Source organism: Acetobacterium wieringae, assembly GCF_023700225.1.
Lineage (GTDB): Bacteria > Bacillota > Clostridia > Eubacteriales > Eubacteriaceae > Acetobacterium > Acetobacterium wieringae.
Genome location: NZ_CP097897.1, coordinates 2,850,128 through 2,866,700, shown reverse-complemented (window position 1 = coordinate 2,866,700; position 16,573 = coordinate 2,850,128). Strand labels below are relative to the sequence as shown.

The following is a 16,573-nucleotide window of genomic DNA, read 5'->3' as shown; positions in this document are numbered from 1 at the left end:
GAGAAAAAATGTGAATATAAAAAAGAAGGCACAACGAGAGATTGGACCGGTCGGCAAGCAGAATCGCATTATGATTGCCATGGTTGTACTTTCATTGTGCTTAATTATTGTTATTGGGAAATTATTTTCCCTGCAAATTGTAAACTCAACCGGAAAATATGAACGGCAAGTTGATCAGCTTGTTGAAGAAGTGCCAATCAAGGCATCCCGGGGCGACATTTATGACCGAAACAAAAATGTGCTGGCCAAGGATTCTTCGGCTACGGCAGTTAACGTCATTCCATATGAGGTCGAAGACCCGGAACGTCTGGCCAAAACACTTAGTAGCAAATTGGGCTTGAAGATTGAAGAAATTCAGAAAAAGATCTCCGTTCTGGAGAATGATATTGTTGAGGTAAAAACTGGGATCAGCCAGGGTGCGGCGGTCATTGTGCTCAGTCATAACTTTGCCGGGGTGACGGTTGAAGATGGTACCTTGTATTTTGAACCGATTAATATAAAAGATCCCGAGGCAGTAGCATCGGCAATTGCTAAAGATCTGGATTATAATTATGAAACGCTCTATGACAAAGCCACCCGAAAAGAAAACCAGCCGGTGCTGATTTTAGGGAAGGTGGACAACGCCCTGGCACTGGAAATCAAAGAATCGGAAGCGATTAAGGATGAAGATGGCGAAATCGAGAGTTACAATGGCATTGAACTGCTGGATGATTACCGGCGGTATTATACCAACGGGAACTTCGCCTCCTATATTCTCGGTTTTACCGGTACCGATTATAGTGGACTCTATGGTGTCGAAGCAACTTATGAAGATGTCTTAAGTGGTGAAGACGGGGTTGTTTATTTTCAGAAAGATGCTGATGGCAACCAGATTCCATCCCAAACCAAAATATTAAAAGAACCGGTTCAGGGGGAAGATATTGTCTTAACCATCGACAGTAATATTCAGCTGATGGCTGAAAAGGCGGTGGAAGAAGCGGCAGCAACCTGGAAAACAAAGAGTGTAACGGCGATCGTGATGGAAACAAAAACCGGTGAAGTGGTGGCCATGGCCACCACTCCGGATTATAACCTTAACGATCCGTTTACCCTGGATGCCAATTTTGCAGCTACCCATGCAGCGGATTTGACGGGCAAAACCGAGCAGGAAAAACTGGCTGAGATGTATAAAAATCAGGCCGTCAGTTTTATCTACGAACCCGGTTCGACCTTTAAAGCCCTGACCGGGGCGGCTGCTCTGGAAGAAGGGGTAGTTACCCCAGATACGGTGGTTTATTGTGGGGGATCGATTCAAATTGGTGATGCTGTAATCAACTGCGCGACTGGGCCCCATGGCAGTGTTACCGTATCGGATGCCATTGCCCATTCCTGTAATCCCGGACTGGTACAGATTATTGAAAAATTGAACCCCGATGTTTTCTATCAGTATGTCTATAATTTTGGACTGGGTGAAACCACTGGTATTGAGTTGGATGGTGAGGAAGCCGGGATTGTCAATCGTTTGTCCACCGCAAATGGTGGTGTCAACGAAGTCGATTATGCGACCTTTTCATTTGGGCAGGGTTTGGCAGTAACGCCAATTCAAATCGTCAGTGCCTTGAACTGTGTTGTCAATAATGGCTATTATGTCAAACCGACCATTATTTCCAGTGAAACCAAGGGACAGGCAAGTGAGTCCCCGAAACAGATTATTTCAAAAGAAACATCGGCTGCCACCAGAGAAATCATGCGCAAGGTGGTGGGTTATGATGCCGATATGACTGCACTCTCAGAAGGTTACAGCATTGGCGGGAAAACCGGGACGGCTGAAAAGTTTATCGATGGTGAGTATTCCAGTTCCAAGTATGTTACTTCCTTTTATTGCTTTTCCCCGGTGGAAGATCCCAAGTATTCGGTGTACGTCGTATTGGATGAGCCGGCGGCAGGGGCCTATGGAAGCACCAGTGCAGCGCCAACTGCCATCAGTCTGATTAAACAGGCTTTGAATTATAACTCGGCAGATACCACCCTCAGTGGCGCAGCAACTGAAGAAATTCAAAAAGGAACCATCACGGTGCCCGACCTGGTCGGACAGAACATTGATTTTGCCGCCAGTATTCTTAATGAAAAGGGAATAAAATATGTCGTTGATCCAGCCACCAGCGGTTCTACAGTGGTCAGTCAAAGCTTACCCACCAATTCGGTTTACGATCCGAATAGTGAATTGATCCTGGCTTTGGGAAATGATGACAGTACGGCAGCTGGAACGGTCATTGTTCCTGACTTAAAAGGGTTATCGATTCAAAGTGCCAATGAAATCCTCACGGGATTAGGACTTAAGCTTAAGATAACCGGGAATGGTTTTGCATCAAGTCAGACACCAGCTGCAACAACGGTTGTGGAAAAGGGCAGTGACGTCAGCGTAACATTTACCCCATAAAAGATGAAAAGAAAAGCGAGGGGGAAATCCTTGCTTTTCTTTATGTTTAAAGTTTGATATAATATCTAGGTCTTTTTGGGCAACGTGTTTTGTTGGTAAGGACGGCACAACGCCGATGAACGGACTCAAATACGAAAGAAAGTTCAGGTAGTATCCATGGAAAGTATCAGTATTGATGAAATACTTCAGATAACCCGGGGAGGATTGCTCCAGGGTAATCCCGCAATGTCGATTACAAATGTGGCCATCGACAGCCGTAAAATTAATAATAATGCATTATATATCCCCATTATCGGGGAAACCAATAACGGTCATGATTACATCAGTCAGGCCTTTTCAAATGGTTCGATGGTTTGTCTGACTCAGGAGCGAAACCGCTCCTTCCCAGCGAAAATGACGGTCATTTATGTGGACTCCACCCTGGCGGCGATGAAAGCATTGGCCAGCTTTAACCGGCATCGTTACAATCTGCCAGTGATTGCCATAACTGGCAGTAGTGGCAAGACAACCACCAAAGACCTGGTGGCCGCAGTGCTGTCGCAAAAGTTCAATACGTTAAAAACAGAAGGAAACTTCAATAATGAGTACGGTATTCCCCAGACCTTATTTAATTTGGGACCAAATCATCAAATCGCCGTGATCGAAATGGGCATGGATCATCTGGGAGATATAAAAAAATCAATCGAGTTGGTGGATCCATCAATCAGTGTGATCACCAATGTTGGTCTGAGCCATATTGAACGCTTGGGAACCCAGGATAATATTTTCCTGGCCAAAAAAGAAATTCTTCAAACCTTAACTGCTGATGGTGTAGCCTATGTAAATGGTGATGATGATTTTTTGAAGAAAATAAAAACAGAGAAGCGTCCTTACCAGGTTAGAACCTTTGGTATTGATGGGGAACATGCTGTTAAAGCCACCCACTATACATCAACTCAAGCGGGCCTGAAAATCCAGGTGGCCTGGGAAGAACGCAAAGAAGTCTATACATTTAACTACCCTGGCAAACATAATGTTTATAATTGCCTGGTAGCGATCGGTTTGGGGTATTTTTATGGAATGACTCAAGCAGAAATTCAAAGCGGGCTGGACGCTTTTGTTCCCAGCGGCAATCGGATGGATATTTTCACGATGGGCTCAATTAAGGTGATAAATGACTCATACAATGCCAATCCGGATGCCATGAAAGCCTCGCTGGATGTTTTAGCGGCGCTGGGGAGTGACTACCAGCGAAAGATTGCCGTTCTGGGGGACATGCTGGAAATGGGCGAACATGGACCGGCAGCCCATGTTGAAGTAGGAAACTATGCCAGGGATAAAGCAGAGCTTCTGATTGGTGTTGGCCAGCTGGGACAGGCGATTTGTCAGGGTTATGATCATGCCGGAAGCGTCTATCAGGTTGCCGATGCACTGGCGGCCGGGGCCTGTTTAAAAGAGCTTATTGAGCCGGGCGATATTATTCTGATCAAAGCATCCCGGGGTATGCGATTGGAACGGGTGATTGATTTTATCAAGGAAGGTGGAAAAGAATGGAAATGACAAGTTTGCAAACAGGGTTGATTAGTCTACTGATTTCCTTTTTGGTTGTCTATTTTGTGACACCCCGCTTTATCCCGATGCTTAAACGCCTGAAATTCGGGCAGGCGATCCGGGAAGAAGGCCCGCAAAGCCATCTGGAAAAATCGGGGACGCCAACCATGGGGGGCCTGGTGATTCAATTGGGCGTTCTGGTGGCGTTTATTGTTTTATCGGCGTTGATTGGAAGCTGGGATTTTTTTCCGATTCTGGTGATGCTCTATTTTGGTTGTGTCGGATTTATTGATGATTATATTAAGGTCGCAAAAAAACATAATCTGGGACTGCGGGCCTGGCAGAAAATGGCACTGCAATGTATTGGTGCGCTGGTCATTGCCCTCTATGCCTATTATTCACCAGCCATTGGTTCGGAACTGGTGATACCCTTGCTGAATCGGACTGTTGATTTTGGAATCTGGTATGTACCTTTTACTTTTTTTGCCGTGGTATCAATTGTCAATGCGGTTAATTTAACCGATGGTTTGGACGGATTGGCGTCAGGCGTTACCCTGATTGTTGCCATATTCTTTTTTGTGGGTTCACTGATTTTGCCCCAGGCCAATACCAGTATTTTTATTGGTGCCATCATTGGTGGCTGTTTGGGCTTTTTAAGACATAATTCCAATCCGGCGGACATTTTTATGGGAGACACCGGTTCCATGGCATTAGGCGGAGCGGTGGTGGTGATGGCCATTATCACCCAGTTGCAGATTTTTTTGCTGATTGCTGGAGCACTGTTTGTCATCGAGGCCTTATCGGTTGTCATTCAGGTGGGCTATTTTAAATCCACCGGGGGAAAGCGATTTTTTAAGATGGCTCCGATTCATCATCATTTTGAATTGTCAGGCTGGAGCGAAACCCGGGTTGTCACCGTTTTTTGGGTCGCCACCGCTATTTTTGTAACCATTGCATTTATTTGTTTAGGATAGGAGAACGCATTATGAGAAAAAGGACTCTGGTGATCGGAGCCGCACGGAGTGGGGTTGCTGTCACCGAATTATTGTTAAAACACGGTGAAGCAGTGGTGTTAACGGACACCCGGGCAGCAGGAATTGTTTTAAAAGAGTTTCCCCAGATTCTGGATTATGAAAAAAACCCCAATTTTGAATCGATTTTTGGAATGCAACCAGGCCTGGAGATTTTAAAGGTAATTGATGAAGTGGTGGTCAGTCCGGGAGTTCCTCTGATCATCCCAATTATTCAAGCGGCCTACGAACAGGGTATTCCTGTCACTGGAGAGGTTGAAGCGGCCTATCGATTGACAAGAACACCTTTTATTGCGGTAACTGGAACCAATGGAAAAACCACCACCACAACGCTGCTGGGCGAACTATTCAAAGCTTCCGGCCGGGGAACCTATGTGGTGGGAAATATCGGCGATCCGATTACCAACTATGTCGACAGCGCTACCGCCGATGAAGTCTTTGTGACCGAGATCAGCAGCTTTCAACTGGAGACCATTCATACCTTTAGGCCCCGGGCGGCAGCGATTCTCAATCTGACCCCTGATCATCTGGATCGTCACCTGACGATGGAGAACTATGTGAATGCCAAGGGACGAATCTTTGAAAATCAAACCAGTGAAGATCTGCTGGTACTCAATGGCGATGACCCCTTAGTCTGCCAATTGGGCGAAAAGGCAGTTTCTAAAAAAGCAGTGTTCAGTTATCAAAAAACGGTTGCTTATGGTGCCTGGTGTTTAAATGGCGAAATCTATATCAATGACGGCCAGGAAAAGATCTTTGTTTGTCGGGAAGATGAGCTGGGCATCATCGGGCCCCACAACACCATGAATGCTCTGGCAGCACTGACTCTGGCTTATTTTTCAGACGTTCAGTTGGATGTTATTGTCGAGGTGCTGAGAAGCTTTAAAGGCGTGGAACATCGGTTGGAAATGGTTGGCTGTTTTGCAGGGGTGACCTATATCAACGATTCTAAAGGGACCAACACCAATGCCACCATCACGGCGCTCAATGCGGTAAAAGAACCGATTATTCTGCTGGCCGGAGGCTATGATAAAAAAGAAGATTATTCTGAGCTGATGGAACTGGTAGCAAAACGAGTTAAACTGCTGATTGTCTTAGGCGTGACTGCCGATGACCTGATTAAAGCGGCTAAGGCCAAGGGCGTTTTAGCCATCACCAAGGTGGACAATTACGAGGAAGCGGTTGCCTGTGCCAAAGCACAAGCAGAGTCCGGCGATACCGTCTTGTTATCGCCTGCCTGTGCCAGCTGGGATATGTTTGACAATTATGAGATCCGCGGTCGGGTATTCAAGCGATTGGTGACCGAAAATCAATAAGAAACCGAGGAGTAAACCATGAAGAATGGAAAAATAGATCGCCCCTTTTTGATTGCTTTGATGATATTAGCGGGTATTGGGGTGATTATGGTATTCAGTGCCAGCATGTACTCATCCACAATCAGTGGTGAAAAAGGCTACGCCCTGTTCTTGAAACAACTGGTTTTTGTCATTTTGGGTGTGACTGTCATGGGGATTATGAGCAGGATCGATTACCGGATTTATAAAAAATACTATCTGGTGGGCATTGTGATTTCCGTTTTTCTATTGATTATTGTTTTAATCCCGGGAATCGGGCTGAAGGTAAATGATGCCAGGCGGTGGATCGATTTTAAAGTGACCACCTTCCAGCCATCAGAATTAGCCAAGGTTGCTGTAATACTTTATTTCAGCACCATTATTTCCCGAAAACCCGGTATTATTAAAGAAAACATGCCATTTTTATTAAATTGCATGCTGCCGCTGGGGCTGATCTGCGGGCTGACGGCCATTGAACCATCGCTAAGTGCAGCCATGGCCATTGCTCTGGCCGCCGGTGGGGTGCTTTATTTTGGCGGGATAAAATTTAAACTTTTCTACCCCTATCTGGGCTTTGGATTATTGGCGGTGGTCGGTTTAATGATCGCCGAACCCTGGCGACTCGATCGTTTCAATGTTTTTTTGGGCAAAGGTGGGTATGATTACCAGATCTCCCAGTCGCTGTTAGCGATTGGGACGGGTGGAATTTTTGGCCGGGGCTTGGGTAATGGCAAACAGAAGTATCTGTTTTTACCGGAGTTACAGAATGATTTTATCTTTGCCAACATCGCCGAAGAATTCGGTTTTATTGGCTGTTTGCTGGTTTTGGGGCTGTATGCCTTTGTCATCTGGCGGGGCTTTCAGATTGCCCAAAAATCTCAGGACACCTTCGCCTATCTGTATACCAGCAGTGTTATGCTGCTACTGGCATTTCAGGTATTGGTTAATATTGGGGTGGCTTCAGCCATTATCCCGGTAACCGGGATGGCCCTGCCTTTTATCAGTGCCGGTGGGTCCTCGATGGTTATTCTATTCGGGATGATGGGGCCGATTCTGAATATTTCCAGAAATGTTGATCTTGGCAAGAAATTGGAGCTGACCAGAAAACCAGCGGCGAAAAAGAAAAAGATTGTGAGGTAGACGGTGAAAGTACTGATTGCAGCTGGCGGAACCGGGGGACATATTTATCCGGGACTGGCCATTGCTGAAAAGATAAAAACAGAAAATCCCGGCGCCGAGATTATTTTTATTGGATCACTGGTTGGGATGGAAAAAAATATAATTCCCCAGTATGGCTATCCGATTGAGTATATTCGGGTCAGGGGCTTTGAACGAAAAGCTTCCCTGGAAACTCTGGCAGCGATTAAAGGAATTTTTGACGGACTCAGCGATGCCAAAAAAATAATTGCCAAACATCAGCCCGACCTGGTGATTGGTACTGGCGGCTTTACCGCTGGACCCCTGCTTTTAATTGCCAGTCGTCGAAAGATCAAAACGATGATTCATGAACAGAATGCCTACCCCGGGAAAACAAATTTGATGCTGGGCAAACGGGTCGACCGAATTGCCATCAGTTTTAATGAGGCAAAACAATACTTTCCCGGAGAAGGCACCTTTCTGGCCGGAAACCCGGTGCGGGCAGAATATTATCAGATCAACCGCTGCGAATTGCGAAAGCACTTAAACCTTTCTGATGCTCAAAAAATGGTGCTGATTATGGGTGGGAGCCAGGGTGCTGGCTCCATCAATCAGAGTGCGCTATCGCTGATTGCATCATATCAGAATCGGGAGGATCGGGTCATTTATCATTTGACCGGGAAAGATCAGTACCAGTTGATCAAAAAAGAAGTTCAAAACCTGGGGCTTTTCCCATCCGGTCATATTTTCGTTGAAGCTTACAGTAATGAGGTGCATCGTCTTTTAGGGGCGGCGGATCTGGTGATCAGCCGTTCGGGTGCCATGTCAGTGGCGGAAATTCAAGCGGTGGGAGTACCTTCAATTCTGGTACCTTACCCAATGGCCGCCGGAAACCATCAGGAATTCAATGCCAGGGTGATTACGGATCCGGGCGGCGGGGTTCTGATTAAAGACAAAGATCTGACTGGAGCGCTACTGATTCAAACGGTTGAAACGCTGTTGGATGACGAAAAAAAACGTCAGACTATGGGTCAAATTACCAAAGCGCTCAGTATAAATAATGCCGGAGATCGGATTTATGATGAAATCAAGAAATTAATGGAGAATTAATGAAACGATCAAAGAAGAAGAAACCCAAAGAAAAAATCATCAATAAACCGCAAAACCACGAGCCGACAAAGCAGGAACTTCGGGAGCAACGGCGTCGGCAACGAAAGGCCAATAAGCGAAAACGGATCATGAAAGGGCTGACTACCATTCTGGTTATTTTAGGGGTAATTGGTGCGATCAGTTTTGGCGCTTATCAGGCTGTTAATCTGGGAATATTTAATGTTGCTGAAATAGAAGTGGTTGGAAATGAGATTGTTGATACTGAGACCGTTGTAAAAGCATCAGGCATCAACGTGGGCGAAAGTATTTTTTTGATCGATGTCAATCAGGCAAATTACAATATTAATGCCCTGATGAATCTGGATGAATTGGAAATTTCAAAGATCATGCCCAATAAGATTCTGATCCGCATGGTTGAGTCGGTACCGATTTGTGCAGTCAATTATGATAACAAGGTTTATTATCTCACTGAAGACAAAAAACTGATTGAAGACGGGGAGTATTTAAGAAAAACGGATATCCCATTAATTTTTGGCAGTGATGCGGTATCGATATCGGAGATCGGTAAGGAAGTGGTGGTTGAGCCCTACTGGCGCTTTGATACCGTTATGAATATTCTGAAAGATTTGAAAAGTGATGGTAACTTGGCAAAGATTTCCGAAGTGCGGATGACGGATGTGAACACTTACGAAATTGTCACTAAAAATGGAACCGTCATTATTCTTTGGGATTATAATAATTATCTCGATAATAAGGCTTACATTCAAACCAATCTGGATAAAAACACCAGTAACATGATTATTAATCTGGTCGCAGGGACAAAACCAGTCATTAAACCCCGCTAAAGATTCTGCTACATCCCGGCATTTCGGCAAGACATTATTGTGAACAATAAAATATTAACGTTATTTTACTTAATTTATTATTCAATAGTTGAAAAATTTGTCAATAAAGGTTAATATAAAGGGGTGAACATTTCTTTAAGCCCGAATGGGGGAAAGCGATGTTTTAAACGATTAAAAGCAACTGAAATTAGCTAAGTGTTTCAGAAAAAAAGATACAAGTAATATCAATTTAGTAGGGAAAGCTGTTTAGTAAGAGGAGGAATAAAAGTGTTTGAATTAGATGGGAATTACGATAATTTTGCAAAAATTCGGGTTATAGGTGTTGGTGGTGGCGGAAATAACGCCATTAATCGCATGATTGAAGCCGGAATGAAGGGCGTGGATTTTATTGCGATCAATACCGATAAGCAAGCCCTGGCCTTAGCTTTGTCTGAAAAGAAGCTTCAAATCGGGGAAAAAATCACTCAAGGGCTAGGTTCTGGAGGAAATCCTGAGATTGGACAGAAAGCTGCTGAAGAAAGCAAAGATGCCATTGCCGATATGATCAAAGACACTGATCTCCTGTTTTTAACAGCAGGAATGGGCGGCGGAACTGGCTCTGGAGCTGCTCCGATTATTGCAAAAATTGCCAAAGACATGGGCATTTTAACCATTGGTGTGGTCACTAAGCCGTTCTCTTTTGAAGGCCGGGTGCGGATGCGTAATGCTCAGATTGCCAGTGAATTTTTACAGGAAAATGTCGATTCGCTGGTAACAATTCCAAATGACCGTTTATTACGAATGGCCGATAAATCAACCTCGCTAAAGGATGCCTTTAAATTGGCCGATGATGTGTTACTCCAGGGGGTTAAGAGTATTTCGGATCTCATCGCTATGCCAGGTCTGATCAGCCTTGATTTTGCCGATGTTAAAACAATCATGAAAGATACTGGACTCGCTCATATGGGTGTTGGCCGGGCGACCGGCGATAACCGTGCTGAAGAGGCTGCTAAACAGGCGATTCTCAGTCCCTTACTGGAAACCCAGATTGATGGCGCAACCGGTGTACTGCTTAATATCACTGCTGGTGAAGACCTGTCATTATTTGAAGTGGATAAGGCTGCCAGCATCGCCAGAGAAGCGTCAGATCCAGATGCCAACGTTATTTTTGGGGCCACCATTGATGAATCGCTTGGCGATGAAATCAAGATTACCGTTATCGCTACCGGTTTTTTATCCGGCGGTGAAAAAGAAAAGAAGGCCGTTATTAAAAAAGTTGTCAAGAGCGCCAATGATTCCGTTGGTGAATTTTCAATTCCAGATTTTCTGACTCAAGAATAATCCCGATGAAATGTCCGTATTGTGCGTTTGATGACAGTAAGGTGGTCGATTCCCGTCCATCTGAAGAAGGAACAATGATTCGCCGTCGTCGGGAATGCAACCGCTGTAATAAACGGTTTACCACCTACGAACGGGTCGAGAATATTCCCCTGATCGTTGTTAAAAAGGGTGGTCAGCGAACAGCCTTCGATAAAAATAAGATATTTAATGGGATGATTAAGGCCTGTGAAAAACGACCGGTGCCCATTGATGCGATTAAAACAGTGGTTGATGATCTGGAACGGAGTCTGTACCAAAGCGAAATGAAAGAAGTGCCATCCTCACTGATTGGAGAACAGGTGATGGTTGCCTTAAAGAGTATGGATCAGGTCGCCTATGTCCGTTTTGCGTCAGTATATCGACAATTTAAGGATGTTGCATCATTTATGGATGAACTGGAACGATTAATTTCCGAAAAACAGACCGAGGGTGGACATGAAACAGTTTGAAAAAACCATAAAGAGCGACGTAATTTATGAGGGTCGGATTGTTAAGCTTAGAGTTGATCAGGTTGAACTTCCTGATGGTAGCTTGTCAAAGCGAGAGATTGTAGACCATCAGGGGGCAGTAGCTGTTTTGGCGGTTAAAGATGGACAGATGCTTTTTGTGAAACAATACCGGATTGCCAGTCAGCAGCTGTTGACCGAAATACCGGCCGGACTGCTGGAAAGCGGCGAAGATCCGGAAGCAGCGGCGATTCGGGAATGTCGGGAGGAAATTGGCTATCGGCCACTCAATCTTTTTAAGCTGGGTGAGTTTATTCCGACGCCGGGTTATTGTACGGAAAAAATTACCCTATTTTGTTCTACGGAGTTTGTTTGGGATCCTCTGGATGAAGATCCCGATGAATTTATCCGAGTTGTTAAAATCCCCGTACGGACGGTGCGAACCCTGTTTATCAACGGACAGTTCATTGACGGTAAAACCGTGGCAGCTCTGGGTTACTATTTCACCATTGCCGCCAGAAGACTGATAGTAGAATAATAATAATGTTCAATGAGGATAGATGGTTTATTTCGATGCAGAGCATTAGAATAAATCATCTATTTTGTATTATACATCATCGCTTCGACTTATCTGATAAACACCTAAGCGAAGGAGCTACAAAAAAGTAAAATTGGTTTGATCAAGTGGCAGCTTCAATGGAAATGCGGTTTGAATAAATCAAAGATGCAATGTCAAATTACGAGGTAAGGATAATGTTTAATTTTACACCAGACTATTTTTATAATCTAATCTTGAGCCTTCCGGGAATACTGATTGCCATCAGTTTTCATGAAATGGCTCACGGCTATGCCGCTGATTCAATGGGGGATCCAACCCCTAAAAATGCCGGGCGATTAACCTTAAACCCGCTGAAACACATCGATCCCCTGGGATTCATCTCAATGCTGCTGTTTCGCTTTGGTTGGGCGAAACCGGTACCAGTCAATCCCGGAAATTTCAAAGATCGCAAGAAAGGCATGATTGTGGTATCGCTGTCTGGGGTGCTCACCAATCTGATTTTGGCATTTTTAGGAATGGCTGCCTATCTGGCAGTGGTTCCGCTTAACAATGAAGTATTGATGCTGGTGCTGCAGTATATTTATATTTACAATATTATGTTTGCGGTCTTTAATATTATTCCGATTCCACCGCTGGACGGATCCCAGATTCTGGTTTTATTTTTACCGCCAAAAGCATTGATGACTTACTATAAATATCAGCGCTACGGCATGATTGCAATTTTTGTTCTGGCATTTACCGGGTTATTGGGACTCATTATCAATCCGGTTATTAATGGGATATCGAGCCTGTTTTTTGCGATATTACTGCCAATTTTTAATCTGATCTGGTCCTGATTATGGCATATGCAGTTAGTTTGGAGACGTTTGAAGGGCCTCTGGATCTGTTAATCAATCTGATCCAGAAAAACAAGATCGATATTTGTGACATTTCCATCGCTGACATCACCAACCAGTATTTATTGCAGATTCGCAGCTGGCAGGACATGGATATGGATGTGGCTAGTGAGTTCATTGTCATGGCGGCCAGACTGCTGGAGATCAAGGCCAAGGCATTACTGCCAAAAACCGAGACCGAGCAGGAAGACGCCGAAGATCTTCAGGCCAGATTGGTTCGTCAACTGGTGGAATATAAGGTCTTTAAAGAGATCAGTCGTTATTTTGCGTCCAGGGAGCAAGAGGAGCTTTGTGCCATTTATCGCGATCCGGAGTACATTCCACAAAATACGGAAGCGGCGCCACTGATTATTGATCCCTACGCCCTGGAACAGTGCTTTAAACGACTCTTGTTTCAGAAGGAAGAGGAGAATGAGGCGATTGCTCCGCCGCAGAAGATCATCCGGGAATTATTCAGTATTGAAGAAAAAATTGCCGAAATAACGGAGGTTCTGGTTCAGGCCGGCGATGACGGAGTCAGCTTTTCAGAGCTGCTGCATCCGAATATATCCCGGGAGGAAGTGGTGGTAACCCTGCTGTCGTTGTTGGAGATGGTTAAAACCAGCGGGCTTAGATTGCTTCAAAATCGGGTGTTTATTGATTTTCAAATACATAGGGAGGTGGAGAAAAGTGAACAGTGATGAACTGGCTGGCGTCATCGAAGGGATTCTGTTTGGTGCTGGTGATGGGGTGTCGGTGTCGGAACTGTGTCGATGTCTGGACAAACCGGTAGCGGAAGTGCAATTTGCGATGGAGATTCTTAGACAGGATTATCAATCACAAGCCAGAGGTATTCGTCTGGTTCAAACAAAGGATACCTACCAGCTTTCCACAAAACCGGAATACTATACGTACATCAAAGAAATTACCCGCCAGCAGGAAAAAACCGGTTTATCCCGGGCTGCTTTGGAAACCCTGGCGATTATTGCCTACCGTCAGCCGGTTACCCGGCTGGCCGTTGATGAACTCAGGGGAGTCAGCTCCAGCAGTGCCATTCAGCGATTGTTGGATCGGGGGTTGATTTGTGATGGTGGCCGTCTGGAAGCACCGGGTCGACCGATTCTTTATAAAACGACCAACGCCTTTTTAAAAACCATGGGCTTAAGCAGTTTAAAAGAAATGCCGGAATTTGAGGTTTTTTCCCAGGGTAAACAGGAAAGCTTTGATCTGGCACTACTCAAGACCAAAACGCAAGATTCAGCAGATTCCAGTGAAGCGTTGCTAGCTGGGATGCTGGAAAAAACCATGGGTGATGCCCGGATTTTGGAGGCAGCCCAGTGAGAATTCAAAAATACATGGCGCAATGCGGGGTGGCATCCCGGAGAAAGTCTGAAGAATTGATCCAGAAGGGCCTGGTTCAGGTCAATGGGATTACGATTCATGAGCCGGGTTTCCCGGTTGAGCCGGAACAAGATGACATTATCGTTGCCGGAAAAAGACTCAATACCTCGGAAAAAATCTATCTTATGGTCAATAAACCCAAAGGGGTCTTATCAACTTCAGAGGATACTCATGGTCGTCAGCGGGTGCTGGATCTGGTGCCGATAAAAGAACGGCTTTACACTGTCGGACGCCTGGACATGGATACCGAAGGTCTGCTGCTGCTGACGAATGACGGCGATCTGACCTTCCGGCTGACTCACCCTAGTCATGAGTTCGTCAAGACTTATATTGGCCTGGTCAAGGGCTGTCCTGACAACAGCTGTCTGGAAGCCTTCCGTCACGGCATCGATATTGAGGATTACCACACTGCCCCGGCTGCCATCAAGGTACTCAAAGTAAACCGACAAACCAGTCTGCTGGAAATGCGGATTCACGAAGGAAAAAAACGACAGATCCGCAAAATGTGCGCAGCGATCGGTCACCCGGTCATTGACTTAAAGCGGGTAGCCGTTGGTGAGCTGACCTTGGGAAAGCTAAAGCCTGGGGAATGGCGGTATTTAAATCATGACGAAATTACTTATTTAAAAGGAGAAAAGCAATGATAAAAATAGGATTTCCAAGAGCCTTTAGTCAAATTCAGGCGTTGTTTCCAGAAAAAGAAAAAGAACGGGATCTGTATATCGTGGCAGAGGACACAGCCAAGTCTGAAGTTTTGGGAGCCGTGCGCTTTTTTTATGGTGAAGAACAGGTTGATATTTACGAGATGATTATGACCTATCAGGGGGATCAGGCGATGGCGGTATTTGATGGCATTATTCGAACCTTGCTTTATAAAATGGCTGAAGAAGGCTGTACAACCCTATCGGTACAGGGGGCCACTGGCGAATTTGCCACATACTTTAAAGATCATGAATTAACAGAAGAAGGGGAAATGCTGATCCATCGGGATTTTGTCGGTGAGTTTTTCAAACCCTGTGCCGGTTGCAGTGATAAATAAGCCATTGCGGGTCACTGATCTGGCTTGGGAATTTTTGCGACCGGTACTGAAACCGGGAGACACTGTAGTTGATGCCACCGCTGGAACCGGTCAGGATACGCTGTTCCTGAGGCAATGTGTGGGTGAAAGCGGCCGGGTTTTTGCTTTTGATATTCAGGCGGTTGCGTTGCAACAGACTAAATGTTTGCTGGATAATAGCAAATCTGCAGATAACGTAACGCTGATATGTGATAGTCACGAATTTATAAGAATACGACTAGCTGATGCCGGGGTAGGCGAGCAGGCTGTTAAAGCAGTCATGTTTAATCTTGGCTATTTCCCCGGCGGTGATCCAGCTATTATTACAGAAGGTGAAACAACGATCAAAGCACTTAATAGCGCATTGCGACTATTATCGACTGGAGGAATGATGACCATCTGTCTCTATCCGGGGCATCCCGGGGGAGCTGAAGAAGCGCAGGCAGTGATTGCCTGGGGTGAAATGCTGGAAGCTCCTTTTGTGGCCCATCATTTTCAAACATTAAATCGAAAATCCCCCCCGACATTAGTCATCATCCAGAGAACGAGGTAGAAATGAAAGATGTTTCAAGTGTAAAAGAAAGCCGGGATATTTTTTCAGCAATTAAGAAGCGCTATCCAAAGCTCAGTAAATCCCATAAATTAATTGCTGATTTTATGCTCAGTCATTATGAAAATGCGGCTGAAATGTCGGCGGTGTCAGTGGCAAAAAGTGTCGGCGTCAGTGAAGCAACGGTGGTGCGTTTTTCGGTAACCTTGGGATATGAAGGTTACCCCGAATTTCGTCGGGCGATAAAAAATGAAATCAACAGCAAGCTGACAACCATCGAGCGGATTGACATGACCCTGCGAAATGAACAAAAAGAAAAAGCCTTGCAGGAAACCGTGCAAAATGTTTTAAAGTCAGATCTATCAAATATCAATGCCACCTTTGAGGAGTTTGACTATGAGATTTTCAAGTCCTGCATTGATCTGATTCTCGGTGCCCGAAAAGTGATTATTATCGGCTTTCGGACGACGACCCTGCTAACTGAGCATCTGGGTTATTATCTTAATCTGATTCTTGATAATGTGCGCGTGGTCAATTATGGGGTGTCCGATATCTATGAGCATTTGATCCGGGTTAATGAAGAAGATGTGGTTATTGCCATCAGTTTTCCCCGCTATGCCCAAAAAACTTACGAGGCGGTTGAATTTTTAAAAAACAAAGGGGTAAAAATCATTACGATTTCAGATAATGAGAATGCACCGATCAATGTATTTACCCAACACCGTTTGATTGCCAAAAGCAATGTTTACTCCTTTGTTGACTCACTGGTGGCACCGCTATCGCTGATCAATGCCCTGGTGATTTCGGTAGGGCTTCGAAATATTGGCAAAACCAGAGAGACCTTTAATGAACTTGAAGAAATTTGGCGAGAGCATTATATTTACACCGGCGATGAATTGGAAAAATAGTTCAGGAAAGGA

Annotated in this window: 17 protein-coding genes; all 17 read left to right on the top strand. The window is 45.0% G+C overall.

Annotation, left to right across the window (positions count from 1 at the left end; translation table 11 throughout):
• Positions 1–10 precede the first annotated feature (10 nt).
• The 17 genes from CHL1_RS14095 (at position 11) to CHL1_RS14015 (ending at position 16,561) form a co-directional block, all read left to right on the top strand.
• On the top strand, positions 11–2,419 hold the full coding sequence (locus tag CHL1_RS14095; protein WP_070371088.1) for a PASTA domain-containing penicillin-binding protein: 2,409 nt from the start codon (positions 11–13) through the stop codon (positions 2,417–2,419).
• 156 nt (positions 2,420–2,575) lie between these two features.
• Complete coding sequence (locus CHL1_RS14090) at positions 2,576–3,958, top strand: UDP-N-acetylmuramoyl-tripeptide--D-alanyl-D-alanine ligase (protein WP_070371087.1); 1,383 nt, start codon at positions 2,576–2,578, stop codon at positions 3,956–3,958.
• Positions 3,949–4,923 (top strand): phospho-N-acetylmuramoyl-pentapeptide-transferase, encoded by a 975-nt coding sequence (gene mraY / locus CHL1_RS14085; protein ID WP_070371086.1) that lies wholly within the window; start codon positions 3,949–3,951, stop codon positions 4,921–4,923. Before CHL1_RS14090 ends, mraY begins: the two co-directional genes overlap by 10 nt.
• Positions 4,924–4,934: 11 nt before the next feature.
• Positions 4,935–6,296 carry a UDP-N-acetylmuramoyl-L-alanine--D-glutamate ligase gene (gene murD / locus CHL1_RS14080; protein WP_070371085.1) on the top strand — a complete coding sequence of 454 codons (1,362 nt, stop codon included), beginning with the start codon at positions 4,935–4,937 and terminating at the stop codon, positions 6,294–6,296.
• Positions 6,297–6,314: 18 nt separating this feature from the next.
• The gene (gene ftsW, locus CHL1_RS14075) at positions 6,315–7,454 is read left to right on the top strand and encodes a putative lipid II flippase FtsW (RefSeq protein WP_250933543.1); all 1,140 of its coding nucleotides are present in this window, start codon (positions 6,315–6,317) and stop codon (positions 7,452–7,454) included.
• Positions 7,455–7,457: 3 nt separating this feature from the next.
• Complete coding sequence (gene murG, locus CHL1_RS14070) at positions 7,458–8,561, top strand: undecaprenyldiphospho-muramoylpentapeptide beta-N-acetylglucosaminyltransferase (protein ID WP_070371083.1); 1,104 nt, start codon at positions 7,458–7,460, stop codon at positions 8,559–8,561.
• Positions 8,561–9,406, top strand: a complete 846-nt coding sequence (locus CHL1_RS14065) for a cell division protein FtsQ/DivIB (RefSeq protein ID WP_250933541.1) — start codon at positions 8,561–8,563, stop codon at positions 9,404–9,406. Before murG ends, CHL1_RS14065 begins: the two co-directional genes overlap by 1 nt.
• Positions 9,407–9,673: 267 nt before the next feature.
• On the top strand, positions 9,674–10,726 hold the full coding sequence (gene ftsZ, locus CHL1_RS14060) for a cell division protein FtsZ (protein ID WP_035356806.1): 1,053 nt from the start codon (positions 9,674–9,676) through the stop codon (positions 10,724–10,726).
• Between the two features lie 5 nt (positions 10,727–10,731).
• On the top strand, positions 10,732–11,214 hold the full coding sequence (gene nrdR / locus CHL1_RS14055) for a transcriptional regulator NrdR (protein ID WP_070371081.1): 483 nt from the start codon (positions 10,732–10,734) through the stop codon (positions 11,212–11,214).
• Entirely contained in the window at positions 11,201–11,749 is a 549-nt protein-coding gene (locus CHL1_RS14050; RefSeq protein WP_250933540.1) for an NUDIX hydrolase, read from the top strand. Before nrdR ends, CHL1_RS14050 begins: the two co-directional genes overlap by 14 nt.
• Before the next feature lie 215 nt (positions 11,750–11,964).
• Complete coding sequence (locus CHL1_RS14045; protein WP_070371079.1) at positions 11,965–12,606, top strand: site-2 protease family protein; 642 nt, start codon at positions 11,965–11,967, stop codon at positions 12,604–12,606.
• Positions 12,607–12,608: 2 nt separating this feature from the next.
• Positions 12,609–13,346, top strand: coding sequence for a segregation and condensation protein A (locus CHL1_RS14040; RefSeq protein WP_070371078.1), 738 nt, complete (start codon positions 12,609–12,611; stop codon positions 13,344–13,346).
• A complete protein-coding gene (gene scpB, locus CHL1_RS14035; RefSeq protein WP_250933538.1) occupies positions 13,336–13,986 on the top strand; it encodes an SMC-Scp complex subunit ScpB in 651 nt (216 codons plus the stop codon). Before CHL1_RS14040 ends, scpB begins: the two co-directional genes overlap by 11 nt.
• A gap of 14 nt (positions 13,987–14,000) precedes the next feature.
• Positions 14,001–14,690, top strand: a complete 690-nt coding sequence (locus CHL1_RS14030) for a pseudouridine synthase (protein WP_338078318.1) — start codon at positions 14,001–14,003, stop codon at positions 14,688–14,690.
• Positions 14,687–15,085 (top strand): hypothetical protein, encoded by a 399-nt coding sequence (locus CHL1_RS14025; RefSeq protein ID WP_250933534.1) that lies wholly within the window; start codon positions 14,687–14,689, stop codon positions 15,083–15,085. Before CHL1_RS14030 ends, CHL1_RS14025 begins: the two co-directional genes overlap by 4 nt.
• A complete protein-coding gene (mnmM, locus tag CHL1_RS14020; RefSeq protein ID WP_250933532.1) occupies positions 15,045–15,656 on the top strand; it encodes a tRNA 5-(aminomethyl)-2-thiouridylate-methyltransferase MnmM in 612 nt (203 codons plus the stop codon). The genes CHL1_RS14025 and mnmM overlap by 41 nt, the downstream gene beginning before the upstream one ends.
• 2 nt (positions 15,657–15,658) lie before the next feature.
• Entirely contained in the window at positions 15,659–16,561 is a 903-nt protein-coding gene (locus CHL1_RS14015; RefSeq protein ID WP_148636601.1) for a MurR/RpiR family transcriptional regulator, read from the top strand.
• Positions 16,562–16,573: the final 12 nt, after the last annotated feature.